Below are 14,843 nucleotides of genomic sequence, written 5' to 3' on the forward strand. Positions count from 1 at the left end.
GAATTCACTGAACTGAGGGCGCTACGGATGGCAGCGGTTCGTGATGAACGACGAGACGGCCTCATTGAACGCTTCGGGCGCTTCGAGGAACGGGCAGTGACCGCTGTTGGGGAACCGTTTCACCTCGGCATCGGGCGTCCTCTCGCCGACATACTCGACGCCAGCGTTCTCTAGCATCGTTTCGTCTTCACCGAGACACACGAGAGTGGGGACATCCACCGCAGGGACCGTCTTCCGGTAATCCCGCACTGATTGGTCAAACAGAATCGCGCTCGTGATTGACGGTGGCACCCGCGTTATCTCATCGAAGAGGCGCTGTTCGACGGCGGCCGGTTCGTCCACCAGCATCTGCTCGATCAACGACCGCGCCAGCTCGTGTGGGTCCGTCTGTGCGAGCTCCATGAGGCCCCGGAGCTCGTCGAAGTCGAACACACCGTGATCGTACCCCGCTTGTTCGAGATCGAGTGGCTGTTGTTCGACGCTCACGAACCCCCGGAATCGGTCCGTCCCAAACTGGCGGACGTATTCCCACGCCACAAGCGATCCCATCGACCACCCGACAAGGACGATATCAGCGAGGCCCCGAGCGTCAAGTAACGCCTCTAGGTCGCGAGCATACTGCGGGAGTGTATGGCCCGTTTCGGTCTTTTCAGAGCGACCGTGGCCCCGAAAATCGAGTGTGACCGTCCGGTACTCCTCCGCGAGCGGCTGCTGTTCGTCGAAGAAGCGGCTGCTCATCAGTACGCCGTGGAGAAACACAACCGGTACTCCGTCCCCGCTCGATTCGTAGTACAGTTCGGCCCCGTTGACCGACTCAGTTGGCATACGCGGGAATATGTGTGATCGCTGTTAGTCGTTGTGACGGGTCACCCGGCGGCGTCTCCTTGAGCTCGTGTGGTTACGGTAACGAGGAGGAGAACTGACGCCGATGTCAACATTGCAGCCGATCCGGCCATCACGACCGCGGTTTCGTCCCGGACGAGACCCAATATAACTGTGAGGGCACCGCCGAAGGCGGTTAGCACGCCGCCTACTGCCCACAGATCGTTCGTGTCCAATTTATCCGAGAGGATGGATGCGGGCATACCGGAACTACTCCCCGGACGTGATTAGTCCCTCTGCTCGGGGAGTCGGATACTGACGCTCCCTCCCTGAGTCGCGCGTTCGAGGTACTCGACGTTTACGACCACTGACCGATCGGTGGCAACGCACGGCGCTCATCTACACGTGAGACGAGCAATCAAGCGCTCGGGCGCCGGCAGCGGTCAGTCCGCTGCGACGGGGCCGCTCGTGGCCCGGTCGTCGCTCCACGTGAAGTAGCTCGCGAGCGCGGGACCGCTGACGTTGTGCCAGACGCTGAACAGCGCCGGAATGAGGGCGGCCGCCGGGTCAAACAGCGACGCCGCGAGCGCCACCGCAAGCCCACTGTTCTGGAGACCGACCTCGAACGTGGTCGTCCGCACCCGGTCCGTGGTCATGCCGAACGCACGGCCGACGCCGTACCCCGCGCCGAGGCCGATGCCGTTGTGGAGAACGACTGCGGCCAGCACGAGCGCGCCCGCCGTGAGGATGTTGTCGACGTTCGCCCCGACGACGCCCGCGACGATGGCGACGATGGCGGCAACGCTGATCACGGGGAAGACGTCGACGCCGATCTCTGCGGCCGTCGGCGAGTAGCGGTCGAGGGCGTACCGAACTCCAAAGCCGAACACGACCGGAATGATGACGATCTGGACGATGCTCGTGAACATCTCCATGAACGTCACGTCGATGGCCTCCCCGAGGATGAACAGCGTCCACGCGGGCATCACGATGGGGGCCGCGAGCGTCGTCACCGTCGTGATCGCGACGGAGAGGGCGACATCGCCGCGGCCGAGGTACGTCATCACGTTCGACGCCGTCCCGCCGGGCGCGGCGCCGACGAGAATCAGTCCGACGCCGACAGCCTCGGGCAGGTCGAAGAGAAGGTAGAGCGCGTACGCCGCTAGCGGCATCGCGAGCCACTGCGTGATCGCACCGATGCCGACATCGACGGGCCGTTCGACGAGCCGCTGGAAGTCTGCGGGCTGGAGGGTCAGCCCCATCCCGAGCATGATGATCCCGAGCAGGGGGTTGACGTAGTCGAGCACCGGAACGAACGTCGTCGGGGAGACGAGTGCCAGACCCGCCGCCGCGATCACCCAGACGACGAAGTACTTGCTCGCGATCCGTGCCGCCCGCGAAATTCCATCAGCAACGCCCATACGGATATCGCGCTAGCTCGTGAAGAGAAAAGCTTCGTTTCCTGGCAGTATTGCGGGGCAGCTCTCGGTCAACGCGATCGCCGACCGCACCGGCGACGCCGAGCCGCGTCTCGCCGGTCGGACACCGAGGGCGGTCGCCAGCAACGCGTTCGGGCGCTCGGTCCCCCCTGCGGCTGCTGACGACATCTCTCGATCGTTCCGTGCTCGCCGCAGAGAGTCGCGCCACGTCGGCGGATCCGCAGGCTTTCACCCGTCACGCGGGAATGGATCCGTATGTCCACGGAACAGTCGCGTCAGTCCGTTTCCGGGCTTGATGTTCTCATTTCTGGCGGGTCGATGGGCGGACTCTTTACCGGTCTCGCACTCGCACGGGCGGGTCACCGTCCAACGATCTACGAGCGATCAGCGGGAGCGTTAGAGAGCCGCGGCGGCGGGATCGTCGCCCAACAGAACATCCGACGGTTTCTCAGCGAGCACGGTATCGTTGACCCGGAGGCGATTACGACGCGGTCTCACGAACGCCGGTTTCTCGCGGAGAACGGTGATGTCAAACGCGCCGTGTCCGAGACGATGGTGTTCACCTCGTGGGACGCGCTCTACCGACGGCTCCGTGACGCCTTCCCCGACGAGCGGTACCGCACAGGAACCGCAGTCACGGCCGTGACGCCCGAGACGGCCACCGTGACGATCGGCGACGGCACGGAACGGACGGCCGATGTGGTCGTCGCTGCCGAGGGCGGCCAGTCGACGACGCGCGCTCGGCTTCACCCCAACGTGGAACCAGAGTTCGCGTCGTACGTCGCGTGGCGTGGCGTCGTCGACGAAGCGGCGCTCCCGGCTGCGTGCGGTGAGGCCTTCGACGGGACCTTCACGTTTTACCAAGGAACCGACCAGCTCGTTCTCGCGTACTTCATCCCCGGCCCGGACGGTGAGACCGAGCCGGGGTCGCGTCGACTCAACTGGGTGTGGTACGACACGCTCGACGGGCGGGATCGGGGTGCGATATTTACGGACACGAGCGGTACCGAACGCCGGTTCTCTGTCTCACCGGGTCGATTGCGCGATCCGGTTCGTCACCGACAGCGTGAGCGCGCGGCGACACTTCCGCCAGCATTCGAGACGCTCGTCAGCGCGACCCCGGACCTCTTCGTCCAGGCGATTTACGACCTAACGGTGCCGGCGATGGTCGCGGATCGGGCGTGTCTGCTCGGTGACGCCGCGTTCGTTGCCCGCCCGCACACGGCAGCCGGGACGGCGAAGGCGGCTGGCGATGCGACCGCGCTGGCCGACGCTCTTGCGTCCCGCGGATCGGTCGCCGACGCGCTCACCGCGTGGAGTAAAACACGCACCGAGCACGGCGCCTCCCTCGTCGCCCGTGGGAAACAGATGGGTGACGTGCGACTGAATTTGGCCTGACCGGGGGCCGGCCATAGCGTTTTGTGTGCCGCCCGTGAGGTGAGACACGTATGCCCGAAGAAACGATCCACGAGTCGAAGGGGTCTCGGAGTCGACAGGCGCTGGCTACCTACTTCCGCCGCATCGCGCGGGCGCTGGGTCGCGGGGAGCCGGTCCCGGTCGACGACGCCGGGACGGTGACGGTCGACCCCGCCGCCGAGTCCGAGGTCGAGGTCGAACTGGAACGCGAGGACGGCACCGTCCACTTCGAGGTGGAGGTCGAGTTCGACGAGGCGGAGGGCGCGGTCGACGCCGACGCCGCCGCGAGCAAGGCGACCTTCGAGCTGTACGCCGACAACGCCGGCCAGTGGCGCTGGCGGCTCGTCCACGACAACGGGAACATCATCGCCGACGGCGGCGAGGGGTACGCGGACAAGCGCGACGCGCGGTCGGGGATCGAGAGCGTCCAGCGGAACGCGCCGGGCGCGCACGTGGTCGACGAGAGCCGCGACGAGGAGCCGCCCGAGGAGGGCGGGAGCAGCGCGACGTTCGAGCTGTTCCGGGACAAGGCCGACGAGCACCGCTGGCGGCTCCGCCACGAGAACGGCAACGTCATCGCCGACGGCGGACAGGGGTACGCCTCGAAACAGAAGGCGAAGCAGGGGCTCAACAGCGTGAAGTCGAACGCGCCGGGCGCGGCCGTCGACGAGCTCGACGGCGACGGGCCGGGCGAGGACGACGAGGAGTGAGCCGGTCGTGGTCCCCGACGACTCCTCCACCGACGACGCGGGAGCGGAGCCCCTCGCCGGCGGCGACGCGGACACCGCCGCCGACCGGGGCACACGCTCAGACACCGCCGCCGGCGGCAACGCGAGGTCGGACCCTCCCGCCGACCGGGACGCCCCGAACGACGACTCGGACGGGCTCCTCTCGCCCGGCGACGACGCGCCCGCGGACCTGAGCGATATCGTCCTCTACGGGCTGGCGGGCGGGGTCGCCGGCTCGGTGCTGTCGTTCGTCCCCTTCGCCACCGTGCTCGGCGGCGCGCTCGCCGGCTACCTCTGCGGCGGCACGTCGGGCGACGCGCTCAAGACGGGCGCGGTCGCCGGCGCCGTGATGACGCTCCCGTTCCTCGCGGTCGTCGCCTTCGTCCTCTTCCTGTTCGGGTTCGCCGGGGCACCGGCGGAGTTCGGGGTGCTCGCGCTGCTCGTCGTCGGACTCGGCGCCGCCTACACCCTCGGCTCGGGCGTGATCGGCGGCTACCTCGGTCATTACCTCCGCGGGGAGCTGTAGCGCGGCCGCGGACCGCACCGCTTATTCGACGCCCGTCGCTACCTCGGGTCGGACATGGACGCGCTCGACGCCAAGTACCCGTTCTTCGCGGCCGCCCGCGAGGCCGTCGCCGACGCCGCGGTGTCGCTCCCGGAGCTCGTCGCGGCCGACGCGCCGGCCGTCGAGCGGGGCCGCGAGCGCGTCGAGCGCGCCCTCATGGACGGGACGGTCGAGTCCGAGAGCGGCGAGTTCCCCGGGGAGTCGGACTACGACGTGCAGGCGGAGCTGCTGTCGTACCCGATCGCGCGGATCCTCGTCTCGCTGCTCGACTCCGAGCCCGCCATCGAGAAGTACGCCGCCGCGGAGGCCGCGACCGCCGTCGACCGGATCCGCGGCGACCTCGCGACCGACGACGAGCTGCGGTCGGTGCCGACGCCGACCGTCGCTCTCGACGACGTGCTCGCCGAGTTCGACCTCGCCGACGCCGTCCGCCCGGAGTCGTCCCGATCGGCGTCGGCCCCCGACGCCGGCGCCCCCGGCCGCGACCCCGCGCACTACCGGATCGACGTCGGCCCGTACCTCCGGCTCACGTCGCCGTCGTGGGGGGAGTCGTGGCGGCTCGTCAACCGCGCGCTCGCCGACGGGGCGGTGCGGGTCTCCCGCGGGGAGCTGCTGGACGCGCTGGAGGCCGCGGTCGAGGAGCGGGTGCGCGAGGGGCTCCCGTTCGAGCTGGCGGCCGGCGAGGGGATCGCCGCGGAGTTGGAGGAGGGCGTCGCCGACCTCAAGCGCCTGCTCTCCGAGCGGAGCTACGCGGGGCCGATAGACGTCGTCGCCCCCGAGCTGTTCCCGCCCTGCATGACGAACCTGATCGAGAAGGCCGAGCGCGGCGCGGACCTCTCGCCGCCGGAGTCGTTCGCGCTGATGGCGTTCCTCGTCGGGATCGGGATGACGCCCGACGAGGTGGTGGCGTTCTGCGCCGACACGAGCCTCGACGCGGAGGGAATCCGCTACCAGACGGAGTATTTGAAGGACGACCGCGGGACGCAGTACCCGCCGCCGACCTGCGAGACGCTGGCGAACTACGGGATCTGCCACAACGAGGAGGACCACATGCAGGTCGCCGCCGACCCGCTCGCGTACTACGAGAAGCGGGTCGCGGCCGCCGACGAGGTCGCCGACTGGCGGGACCGCGAGGACGGCGACGGGGAGAGAGACGGCGACGAGAAGGAAGGGGACGAGAGGGAAGGGCACGAGTCCGCGGAGGCGGGCGGAACCCCTGAGTCAGGGGGGGCCGCGGAGTCGAGCGGGACCGCGACCACGGACGGAGCGGAGTGACCGAGCCGCCGGCTCACTCCCCGTCGTTCGCGCGGATGAGGTACGCGCCGACGAGCGCCATCAGGAGGACGAACCCGGCCAGCAGCCCGACGAGCGCGATCGCGCCGGACTCCGGAAGCTCGGACGACCCGCCGAAGGTGACCCCGATCCCGACCAGCCCGACGACGAAAACGGCGGCCGCCAGCAGCGAGACCGCGATCTGCCGACGGAGCTCCGCGTCGATTTCCATGCCCGCGGTTTTCCGTCGCCGCTAAAAAAGGACTTCGATGAGGGCGGCCGGGTCGGAGTCGCTCCGGCGACCGATCCCCAGAGATTCGTCGTTCGGCCCCGCTCGGCGGCGAATTTAACCGTTCGCGGGACCTATCTCGGCGCGAAGCGAGGGCCGCCCTCGCGGTCACCCATGACGCACCTCAGAAACCCACCCGCGTCAACGGCCACCGACTCGGGCGTCGATATCGAAAGCGGTGCCGAGAGCCGTGCCGACTCCGAGACCGAGCGCGACGCCGAGACCCACGCCGAGAGCGACGTGGACGAGCGATCGGCCCGCGCCGCCGCGGAGGAGATGACGGTGCGGCCGCTCCGCGACCGCCGGTACGTCGTCGAGACGGACGGCGGCACCTACGTCGCCGCGCTCGACGCCGGCACCTGCACCTGCCCCGATCACGCCATCCGCGGCCTCCGGTGTAAACACCTCCGGCGCGTCGCGATGGAGGTGACCGCCGGGTCGGTCCCGGCTCCGGACGAGCGCGTCGGCGCCTGCGCGGTCTGCGGCGCGGAGACGTTCGTCCCGCTCGACGACCCGGGGTCCCACCTCTGTGACCGGCACGCGTTCGAGCCGGGCGAGGTCGTCCGCGACCGCGAGAGCGACGAGCGGCTCGTCGTCGTCGCGGTCACGACCGAGCGGGCCGACGCCTACCGGACCGAGGAGGACCGGGCCGTCGACGAGTACGCCACGAACGCCGCCTACGGCGCGCACGAGCCCGTCGTCGAGGCCGTGTACGCCGACGCGGTCCGTCCGGGGCGGGGCGTGGCCGACTGCGAGCGGTACGCCTTCCCGGCCTCGCGGCTCACCCGGCGAGGTGACTGATGTCGCGCCGCAGCGTGTACCCCTTCGGGACGCCGACGGCGCCGAGACACGCCTCGCACAGCACCCGCTCGTAGTCGCGGTTCGTCTCCTTTTCGAGCAGCGAGGCGTCTCCGATGGGGAGCACCGACTCGCAGCGGTCGCACTCGACCTTGTCGCCGTCGACGATTCGCATGCCGACACCGGGGAGGCCGCGGAACTTAAGCCTCCGTTTCGCGGTCATTCGGGCCGATCGTCGCTCGGGACCGTCGCGCGGACCCGTTCGCGTCGTCGCGCGGAAGCCGCGGATATTAACGGCTGCGGCCGGTAACGCCCCGACGTGACGGCCGACATGTACGTGGACCGGCCGCGGGTGCTGCTCGTCGACGACGAGAAGGAGGTCGCCGACGCGTACGCCCTCCGGATAGAGGCGGTCGCGGACGTGACGGTGACGTACAGCGGCGCCGAGGCGCTGTCGGCGGTCGACGAGTCCGAACCGCCGGACGTCGTCCTGTTGGACCGCCACATGCCGGACCGGTCGGGCGACGAGGTCCTCGAGGAGCTGCGGGAGTACGACATGCGCACTCGGATCGTCATGGTGACCGCCATCGATCCGGGGTTGGAGCTCCTCGAACTCCCGTTCGACGACTACCTCTGTAAGCCGGTCGACCGCGAGGACGTCAGGGCCGTCGTCGACCAGCAGTGCCGGGTGCTCGCGTACGAGCTCCTGGGTCGGTACTTCGGGATCGAATCGAAGCGGGCGGTCATCGCGGCGGAGCTGCCGCCGGAGCGGCTCGAAGAGCACGAGCGGTTCGCCGCGCTCGACGAGCGGGCCACCGAGTTGCGCGAACGGATCTGCCGGCTCCTCCCGGACGCCGACGAGCTGTTGACCGCGTTCTCCGGCATCGAGCGGGAGGCCTACTAGCTGGATAGCCGGATGCGCCCCGGGGGCCCGGCGTCCGGATCAGAGGCCGATCTCGAACCGAGCGCCGCCGCCGTCGGCCGTCGCGAGCGTCACGTCCCAGCCGTGCGCGTCGGCGATCCGCTCGACGATCGCGAGCCCGAGTCCGGTCCCGTCGGGGCGCGTGGAGTAGCCCGGATCGAAGACGAGACCGCGCTTCGCCGGCGGGACGCCCGGTCCGTCGTCGGCGACGTAGAACCCGCGTTCGAACGGTCGAACGGCGACGACCGTCTTCTCCCCGTCGTCGGGGGCGCCGTGCTCGACGCTGTTTCGGAACAGGTTCTCGAACAGCCGCCGGAGCCGATCGGGATCCGCGGTGACGGTGGGGAGCGACTCCGAGACCGCGAGCTCGGCCCGGTCGGCGTCGATCGACCGCCAGGCGTCCCTCGCGGCGGCTTCGACCGCCACCGCCTCTGACGGCCGAGCGACGGGGTCGTCGCGCGTCAGCGTCAGCACGTCGCGAACGATCCGCTCCATCCGGTCGTGCGCGGCCGCGACGGAGTCGAAGTGCTCGGGATCGCCGGTCTCTCGGGCCGCTCGGAGGTGCGCCTTCGCGACGTCCAGCGGGTTCCGCAGGTCGTGACTGAGCACGCTGCTGACCTGATCGACGCCCGGCGCGTCCCGTTCGTCGGGGTACTCGCCGAGGTCGGAGAACGTGAGGAACCCGGTGTCCCCGTCCGACGGGATCACGCGGGCGAGGAACGGGCCGCGGGTCTCGGAGCCGCCGAGGCGGACCCCGATCCGGTCGCCCCGGACGACGTGTGCCACCGGGTCCCGGTCGCCGGTCGTCTCGCACTCGCCGAACCGATCGAATATCGTCGAGACGCGCAGTTCGGGCGACGGCTCGTCGAACCGCCGTCGGAACGCGTCGTTCGCGGCCGTCACCCGAGCGTCGTCGCCCTCGACCGCGTACGCGACCGCGGGGTCCGGGAGCTCGGTCAGCGGGATCGCCGCGCGACGGTCGTCGCTCATCGGTCGGGTGCCTCTCGGAGCCGTCCGAGCGGCTCGGTCTCCGGGGTTCGCGGCGACGGTCGCCGGGCCCGATACATATCGTCGCCATGTCCCGGGCGCGTGTTTAACGCTGTGCTTCGGTTCTGGCTCGGAAACACCGCGTCGCGGACGGGGCCCGCTACGCGTTCCGGGCCGCCAGTTTCAGTATCTGGGGCGTGACGAGGAGGTCGGCGGCTCCGACGGCCAGCATCGCCAGTCGAAGCGTTCGGTCCTCGACGACGAGGAAGGCGATGGCCACGATGACGGCGGTGGTGAAAGCGGGCATTCCCCAACGGAAGAGCGGGCTGCGGAACAGGTTCGCCGATTGCGCCATGTGACGGCGTTCGAACGCGGACACATATCGGTACCGGCGTGTTTCTCGCCCGGAGTCAGTGCCGGTGGGATGGGCGACGCTGTTCCCGTCCGCGGGCTCGGAGACGGACCTCGCTCGGGCGTCAGTCGTCGACGCTGACCGCGGCCTCGATGTCGCCGCCGTCCAGCGACACCGAGAGGTGTCGGGCGCGGGCGGCGAACTGCTCGCGGTGGTGGCCGTCGTCCGCGAACTGGTACTCGCTCGTGACCAGGCCGGCGTCCCGGAGCTCGTTGAGCCGCCGGTAGGCCGTGGCGCGAGAGACGTCGGCCGCTCGGGCCACGGCGCGGCCGCCGCGGGGTCGCTCCGAGACGGCCTCGAACACCCGCCGCGTGTACTCGTCGCCGAACAGGTCGAGGAGCTCTTCCGCCGACAGCTGGCTGGCCGGTTCCTCCGCACGCTCGTGACGCGACTGCTGTCGCACTGCCATGTGGATCCCACTCGGCGGAACCCCCTTGGGAGGGGATGCTCAGTATGCAGAGTCGCACGGCGGACGGGAGTCTAACTATGCAGACTCTCGCCGCCGCGACGCGGCGTCCGCGCGTCGACGCAGACGCCGCCGCGGGAGGGCGGTCGGGGGCGAGGAGCGCTACGACTCGCCCTCGTCGCGTTCGTCGTAGAACGCCGCCAGCAGCTTTCGCTGGCTCGCGCGCAGGTGATGGAGCAGGGTCGATCCGGTGATCCCGAGCGACGCCGCGACCTCCTCGGCGGTGCTCCCCCGCGGCGACCTGAAGTAGTCCGCGAGGTAGGCGGTCCGGAGGGCCGTCGCCTGCCGGTCGGTGAGCCGCTCGTCGAGCTCGGTCCGGAACGCACGCGTCGTCGTCGGCGACCGGGTGCTGTCCCGCCGCGCGAGCACGGGAGCGGGCCCGTCGCCGCCGAGCACGCCCGCGAGTCGGCGGACGTTGGCGTCCGGGGACAGCTCGACGACCAGCCGGCCCTCGCCGGCGTCGAACGTCGCCGTCCGGACCGTGGCACCGCGGTCGACCGCCGAGACGAGCGGGGCCGCCTCGCCGAGCGTCACCTGGACCCGGCCGTGCTCCGCGTCCGTCCGTCGGACGACCCGGCCGTCCCGCGCGGCGTCCACCCCTTCGACGGCCTCGACGACGGCCTCCGGGTCGGCCCCGGACACCGTCAGGAAGCACGTCAGGCCGGCGTCGTCGGCGGTCACGGTCCCGTCCAGCGCCAGCGCCGCGTCGCGGCGGTCGCTCAGCCGCACCAGCGGGGAGCTCGCGTCGAGCTCGAACGTGACCTCTGTGACCGCGTCGGAGAGCAGGAGCTTCCGGTTCTGCGTGGCGTTGATCGCGTAGCCGGCCAGCTCGCCGAGCGTCTCGAAGCTCGACTGCACGTGGTCGCTGAACGCCGCCTCGGTCCCCGCGTAGACCCCGACGACGCCGTAGACGCTGGAGCCGTACACCAGCGGGAGCGCGAACACCGACTGGACCCCGTCCGCGAACCCGGCGGCGCGCACCGCCTCCGGCACCGACGCGTCCTCGCTCAGCGACCGAACCAGCGTCGGGCGCCCCCGCTCGACGGCCTCGCGTTCCGGGACGGCGTCCCCCGCCTCGACCGCCTCGCGGACCGCCGGGAACGTCTCCCCGGGGTCGCCCGCGACGCCGCCGACGACCAGTTCGTCGCCGTCAACGACGTACTCGCCGGTCCACGCGAACCGGTACTGGTCGGACGTCCCCAGCCGGTCCCGGATCGTCTCCGCGATCGCCTCCTGGGACGTGGCGCCGACGAGCCCTTCGAGCACGTCGGCGATCAGGGCGTCGAGCATCTCCGCCCGCTCGACCTCCGCGCGGAGCCGTTCGACCGTCCGCTCGCGGTCCTTCTCCGCGGTGACGTCGCGCACGTAGACGGTCGCGGCGTCGTCGCCGGGGACGACCGACACCGACAGCCATCGGTCGATCGACGGGTAATACTCCTCGAACGAGACGTCCGACACCGACGGGCCGTCGAACGCCCGCGGGAGCGACCGCTCGACCGACCGGGGGAACGCGTCGGCGATCGGTTCGCCGTCGGGGGCGTCGGCCGAGAGGATCTCGGTCGCGGGCTCGTTGCACGCGCGCACGATCCCGTCTCGGACGGTGATAACGCCGATCGGCGCCTCCTCAAGTCGGTGATCCATCGTCGTTCACTCGGGGGCCTCGTCGTTCACTCGGGGGACCTCGCCGTTCGCCGCGGGGCGTTCCATCGGGTCCCAGTTGAGCGCTCGTCCGATTTAACCCCTGTCCACGGTCGGGCGTCGTCTCGGCGTCCCGGCGAGCGGAGCGGCACCGAGGGAGCGGACCGAACTCCGGGGGACGCGGTCGCGGGGAGCGGCCAGCGGCGCCGTCGCCAGTAGTATTATTAGCCGCCGGGGGGTCGGGTAGGGTGATGCCCTCCAAGCGAGCGTTCGCGAAGCGCCTAGCCGCGCTTGCCGCGACCGGACTCGGAGCGAGCGGAGCGATCGACGACCTCACCGCCGAGGCCCCGCCGGACACCGCGTTCGCGGCGGACGCGAGCGCCGGCGGGGCCGCCTCGAACGGCGACGAGCGCGGGAGCGGTGCGGGCCCGAACGGGCCGCGGTCGGCGGTCGCCGCCGGGAGCTACGACCCCGCCGCGACGGCGTCGGCCGACGTCGACACCGTCGCGACCGCGCGGGCGGACCCGTCGGTGCTGACGGCGACCGGCCTGCCGAGCGGGATCGGGAAGCGCGTCCGCCGGCTGCTCGGCCGGTACGAGAGCGTCTCGCTCGGCGACTTCCGGGCGGTGGCGGGGAGCGTCGCGCTCGCCGCGGACGGACCCGAAGGGTGTGCGGTCGCCGTCGGCGACGTCGATCCGGACGGGCTCGGCGCGGAGCTCGACGCGGACCCCGCGTTCGCTCGGGAGGCCGGTCCCGGTTCCGAGTTCGCCCGCTTCGGGTCCGAGAGCGCCGGGGTAGCGGTCGCGGTTGGGCCGGGCGAACTGGTCGTCGCGCGCGGTCCGACCGCCGACGCCGCCGCGGCGCACCGCGACGCCGGAGTCGACGGTCGGGGACGGCCGGGGGCGGCGACCGCGAGCTACGGACCGCTCCCGTCGCTGCTCGGCGGCGACGCCGCGCTGTGCGTCGACCTCGGCCCGGAGACCCGCGGTCGCTTGCGCCGCGCGCTCGCGGACGCGCCGACGGCGCTCCGCGCCGCGGTCGAGGCCTCCGACGCCCTCGGGGCGTCCCTCCGGGTGACCGACGGCGGGCCCCGGAGCGACGGCGCGGACCCGACCGCGGACGCGGACCGAACCCGCCGCGGCGACGCCGGCGGACCGGGCGTCGGGCTGCGGTACGGCGCGGTCGCGGACCCGCGACGGCTCGACGGCGAGACCGCGAGGGCGATAGCGCGCGCCGCACGGGACGGGGACGCCGCCCTCTCGGACGCGACCGTCGCTCGACGCGGGCGGACCGTGACGGTCGACGTCGACGCGGGGACCGACCCGTTCGCGTCGCAGGCGTCACTGTTCGGGGTTCGCGTCGGCGACCGGATCGAGATACCCGTCGCCTGAGGTCGGGTTCGACGCGGGACGGGTCGCATGTGCTCGCCTCGCCGAGCGGTCGGTCTCGGGCGGGTTCCGCGCGGAGGGACGACGCCGCCGGGTGAGAGGAGGGCCGACGTCCGGCGGGGAATCGATCGGCGGAGCGTCGTGACAGGGGCGCGCGATCCCGTCGGACGGGGGAGAGACGGGACGCGCTCGGCGGTCGGATACTTGGTCGTCGGCCGCCTCCGACCGGCGGCACCTCCCCGTTACGCCGACTGCCATATGAACGGTACAACACCGTTTCGGGGCTCGAAACACCGGGGCCGTTCGAGACGGGGGCTCGTTCGAGCCGGGATGATCGTTCGAGGAAAGCGACCGCCGAGGCGGCGACCGCTCTCCGAGCCGAGCGCGTCCCCACGGCGTCTTTCCGTCCGCGAGACGCCGGACAAGGGATATACACGTGGTGCGAGATGAGCGCGTATGACGAGCGACGCCCCGGAAGGGAGCTCCGAGCGGGGGGCCGCGCGCGCCGAGTCGCGCCCCCGAGAAGGCTCGTACGCGGGTCGGGCCGACGCCTGGCTCTCGTCGAACGGGACCTACGTCGAGGCCGGAGTCGCCGCGACGGCGGCGGTCGCCGGAGCGGTGGCGCTCCCGGTCGTCGCCTTCGGCGCGCTCACCGCGATCGGCGGGGAGACGTCGATACTCACCGGCGGGCTGATCGTCGCCGCGGTCTGTCTCGGCCTCCTGACCCTCCTGGCGGGCCTCTTGCTCGTCCGCGCGTCCCTCGAAGTCCGATACCGCGGCGCGCCGTTCGGCGGCGACGACGCCGGCGTGTCGGCGACGCTGTACGGCGCGGCTCGAACCGCGGAGGCGATCGCCGCCGGGACGTTCCTGGTCGGGCTGGTCGCGTCGCTCGCGTCCGTCGCCTCGATCGGGAGGGTCCCGTCGCCGATCCTCCTCGCCGTCGGAGCCGGCGGGGTCGCGCTGCCGACGCTGGTGCTGTTGCGCGCGACGGGCGAGCTCGCGACGTCCGCCTTCGAGCTGATATAGGGGGACGAGAGGTCGCTCGGCGTCCGCAACGCCGACGCTGCCGTCGCCCCGGAGCGGCGCGCTCGCGGCCGGCTAGCCGGTGGCGTTCGGCCGCCCGAGGTCGGAGAACGACTCGCCGACCCGGACGGCGATCGGCTCGCTCTCGTCGCCGGAGCCGACGGAGAGGGCGACCAGCTCCGCTTCGGTGTCGTCGATGGCCACCCGCCGGTCCACCCGCGAAACGCCGCCGACCACGGTGTCCGTGAGCTCCATCTCGATCCGATACGTTCCCGGGGCGGTCCAGACGTCCGCGTACGCGACGACGTTGCTCTCGCCGTCCGACTCGGTCGAGGGCACGTCGAACGAGTCGTCGAGGACGGTCTCGCCCGCCGGGTCCGTCACTTCGATCGACCCGCTGACCTCGTGGGTGAGCTGATTGAGGACGTTCACCTCCTCCAAGACTCGGCTGCCGACCGCGTCGAGGACCGTCGAACAGCCGGCGGCGGACGCGAGGACGGCGCTCCCGACGGCCGCGACGGCTCGGCGCCTCGTGACGGCGTCGGGCGTCGAACTCGTGTGCTGACTCATGACCGGAGGACGTGCCGTCGTATCGCCCGACACCACCTAAACGTGGGCGCGTCGTCTCGGGGCGTGAAACTCCGCGGGAGAGACGGCGGACGAGGCCCGTGGAACGAC

17 protein-coding genes are annotated in these 14,843 nt (G+C 71.3%); 8 read left to right on the top strand and 9 right to left on the bottom strand.

The genetic code is table 11. The annotated features are described in order from the left end of the window. Nucleotides 1–21: 21 nt before the first annotated feature. Complete coding sequence (locus NO900_RS02595; RefSeq protein ID WP_256407647.1) at nt 22–825, bottom strand: alpha/beta fold hydrolase; 804 nt, start codon at nt 823–825, stop codon at nt 22–24. Nucleotides 826–1,265: 440 nt separating this feature from the next. Next, a complete protein-coding gene (locus NO900_RS02600) occupies nt 1,266–2,243 on the bottom strand; it encodes a bile acid:sodium symporter family protein (RefSeq protein WP_256407648.1) in 978 nt (325 codons plus the stop codon). 273 nt (nt 2,244–2,516) lie between these two features. Here NO900_RS02600 and NO900_RS02605 point away from each other — a divergent pair, with 273 nt between their 5' ends. The 4 genes from NO900_RS02605 to NO900_RS02620 are packed head-to-tail and all read left to right on the top strand — an operon-like array spanning nt 2,517 to nt 6,245. After that, nucleotides 2,517–3,659, top strand: coding sequence for an FAD binding domain-containing protein (locus tag NO900_RS02605; RefSeq protein ID WP_256407649.1), 1,143 nt, complete (start codon nt 2,517–2,519; stop codon nt 3,657–3,659). Between the two features lie 50 nt (nt 3,660–3,709). Then, the gene (locus NO900_RS02610) at nt 3,710–4,387 is read left to right on the top strand and encodes an HVO_2922 family protein (RefSeq protein WP_256407650.1); all 678 of its coding nucleotides are present in this window, start codon (nt 3,710–3,712) and stop codon (nt 4,385–4,387) included. A gap of 7 nt (nt 4,388–4,394) precedes the next feature. After that, nucleotides 4,395–4,931: a DUF5518 domain-containing protein gene (locus NO900_RS17515; protein ID WP_256407651.1), complete on the top strand. Its 537-nt coding sequence runs from the start codon at nt 4,395–4,397 to the stop codon at nt 4,929–4,931. 54 nt (nt 4,932–4,985) lie between these two features. Next, nucleotides 4,986–6,245, top strand: a complete 1,260-nt coding sequence (locus NO900_RS02620) for a DNA primase (protein ID WP_256407652.1) — start codon at nt 4,986–4,988, stop codon at nt 6,243–6,245. 13 nt (nt 6,246–6,258) lie between these two features. On the opposite strand, the gene NO900_RS02625 is transcribed toward NO900_RS02620, so the two are convergent. Beyond that, nucleotides 6,259–6,474, bottom strand: a complete 216-nt coding sequence (locus NO900_RS02625) for a DUF7472 family protein (RefSeq protein ID WP_256407653.1) — start codon at nt 6,472–6,474, stop codon at nt 6,259–6,261. Between the two features lie 171 nt (nt 6,475–6,645). Between NO900_RS02625 and NO900_RS02630 the strand changes: the two genes are divergently transcribed. Beyond that, complete coding sequence (locus NO900_RS02630; protein ID WP_256407654.1) at nt 6,646–7,332, top strand: hypothetical protein; 687 nt, start codon at nt 6,646–6,648, stop codon at nt 7,330–7,332. Here the strand turns inward: NO900_RS02630 and NO900_RS02635 are convergent. Further along, nucleotides 7,313–7,504, bottom strand: a complete 192-nt coding sequence (locus tag NO900_RS02635; protein WP_256407655.1) for a hypothetical protein — start codon at nt 7,502–7,504, stop codon at nt 7,313–7,315. The two genes, NO900_RS02630 and NO900_RS02635, sit on opposite strands and share 20 nt — an antisense overlap. 156 nt (nt 7,505–7,660) lie before the next feature. Here NO900_RS02635 and NO900_RS02640 point away from each other — a divergent pair, with 156 nt between their 5' ends. Next, entirely contained in the window at nt 7,661–8,233 is a 573-nt protein-coding gene (locus NO900_RS02640; protein WP_303654672.1) for a response regulator, read from the top strand. Between the two features lie 39 nt (nt 8,234–8,272). Here the strand turns inward: NO900_RS02640 and NO900_RS02645 are convergent, their stop codons facing one another. The 4 genes from NO900_RS02645 to NO900_RS02660 all read right to left on the bottom strand — a co-directional run bounded on the left by NO900_RS02645 (nt 8,273) and on the right by NO900_RS02660 (nt 11,757). Beyond that, nucleotides 8,273–9,241, bottom strand: coding sequence for a sensor histidine kinase (locus tag NO900_RS02645; protein ID WP_256407657.1), 969 nt, complete (start codon nt 9,239–9,241; stop codon nt 8,273–8,275). Between the two features lie 157 nt (nt 9,242–9,398). Further along, a complete protein-coding gene (locus tag NO900_RS02650; protein WP_256407658.1) occupies nt 9,399–9,545 on the bottom strand; it encodes a hypothetical protein in 147 nt (48 codons plus the stop codon). Nucleotides 9,546–9,714: 169 nt separating this feature from the next. Then, nucleotides 9,715–10,059, bottom strand: coding sequence for a winged helix-turn-helix domain-containing protein (locus NO900_RS02655; RefSeq protein ID WP_256407659.1), 345 nt, complete (start codon nt 10,057–10,059; stop codon nt 9,715–9,717). A 159-nt stretch (nt 10,060–10,218) separates the two neighbouring features. Further along, nucleotides 10,219–11,757, bottom strand: coding sequence for a bacterio-opsin activator domain-containing protein (locus NO900_RS02660; RefSeq protein ID WP_256407660.1), 1,539 nt, complete (start codon nt 11,755–11,757; stop codon nt 10,219–10,221). A gap of 248 nt (nt 11,758–12,005) precedes the next feature. Here NO900_RS02660 and NO900_RS02665 point away from each other — a divergent pair, with 248 nt between their 5' ends. Then, a complete protein-coding gene (locus NO900_RS02665; protein WP_256407661.1) occupies nt 12,006–13,145 on the top strand; it encodes a hypothetical protein in 1,140 nt (379 codons plus the stop codon). 453 nt (nt 13,146–13,598) lie between these two features. Then, entirely contained in the window at nt 13,599–14,168 is a 570-nt protein-coding gene (locus tag NO900_RS02670) for a hypothetical protein (protein ID WP_256407662.1), read from the top strand. Nucleotides 14,169–14,240: 72 nt separating this feature from the next. On the opposite strand, the gene NO900_RS02675 is transcribed toward NO900_RS02670, so the two are convergent. Then, nucleotides 14,241–14,735: a hypothetical protein gene (locus tag NO900_RS02675; protein ID WP_256407663.1), complete on the bottom strand. Its 495-nt coding sequence runs from the start codon at nt 14,733–14,735 to the stop codon at nt 14,241–14,243. Nucleotides 14,736–14,843 lie beyond the last annotated feature (108 nt).

The sequence above is a fragment of the Halorubrum rutilum genome (genome assembly GCF_024494565.1).

What these genes read in the sequence shown, in the direction of transcription:
- NO900_RS02650 (WP_256407658.1), bottom strand. Translation starts at nt 9,545, where the DNA reads ATGCCCGCTTTCACCACCGCCGTCATCGTGGCCATCGCCTTCCTCGTC.
- NO900_RS02660 (WP_256407660.1), bottom strand. Translation starts at nt 11,757, where the DNA reads ATGGATCACCGACTTGAGGAGGCGCCGATCGGCGTTATCACCGTCCGA.
- NO900_RS02605 (WP_256407649.1), top strand. Translation starts at nt 2,517, where the DNA reads ATGTCCACGGAACAGTCGCGTCAGTCCGTTTCCGGGCTTGATGTTCTC.
- NO900_RS02635 (WP_256407655.1), bottom strand. Translation starts at nt 7,504, where the DNA reads ATGCGAATCGTCGACGGCGACAAGGTCGAGTGCGACCGCTGCGAGTCG.
- NO900_RS02630 (WP_256407654.1), top strand. Translation starts at nt 6,646, where the DNA reads ATGACGCACCTCAGAAACCCACCCGCGTCAACGGCCACCGACTCGGGC.
- NO900_RS02600 (WP_256407648.1), bottom strand. Translation starts at nt 2,243, where the DNA reads ATGGGCGTTGCTGATGGAATTTCGCGGGCGGCACGGATCGCGAGCAAG.
- NO900_RS02645 (WP_256407657.1), bottom strand. Translation starts at nt 9,241, where the DNA reads ATGAGCGACGACCGTCGCGCGGCGATCCCGCTGACCGAGCTCCCGGAC.
- NO900_RS02665 (WP_256407661.1), top strand. Translation starts at nt 12,006, where the DNA reads ATGCCCTCCAAGCGAGCGTTCGCGAAGCGCCTAGCCGCGCTTGCCGCG.
- NO900_RS02640 (WP_303654672.1), top strand. Translation starts at nt 7,661, where the DNA reads ATGTACGTGGACCGGCCGCGGGTGCTGCTCGTCGACGACGAGAAGGAG.
- NO900_RS02595 (WP_256407647.1), bottom strand. Translation starts at nt 825, where the DNA reads ATGCCAACTGAGTCGGTCAACGGGGCCGAACTGTACTACGAATCGAGC.
- NO900_RS02610 (WP_256407650.1), top strand. Translation starts at nt 3,710, where the DNA reads ATGCCCGAAGAAACGATCCACGAGTCGAAGGGGTCTCGGAGTCGACAG.
- NO900_RS02620 (WP_256407652.1), top strand. Translation starts at nt 4,986, where the DNA reads ATGGACGCGCTCGACGCCAAGTACCCGTTCTTCGCGGCCGCCCGCGAG.
- NO900_RS02655 (WP_256407659.1), bottom strand. Translation starts at nt 10,059, where the DNA reads ATGGCAGTGCGACAGCAGTCGCGTCACGAGCGTGCGGAGGAACCGGCC.
- NO900_RS02625 (WP_256407653.1), bottom strand. Translation starts at nt 6,474, where the DNA reads ATGGAAATCGACGCGGAGCTCCGTCGGCAGATCGCGGTCTCGCTGCTG.
- NO900_RS02670 (WP_256407662.1), top strand. Translation starts at nt 13,599, where the DNA reads ATGACGAGCGACGCCCCGGAAGGGAGCTCCGAGCGGGGGGCCGCGCGC.
- NO900_RS02675 (WP_256407663.1), bottom strand. Translation starts at nt 14,735, where the DNA reads ATGAGTCAGCACACGAGTTCGACGCCCGACGCCGTCACGAGGCGCCGA.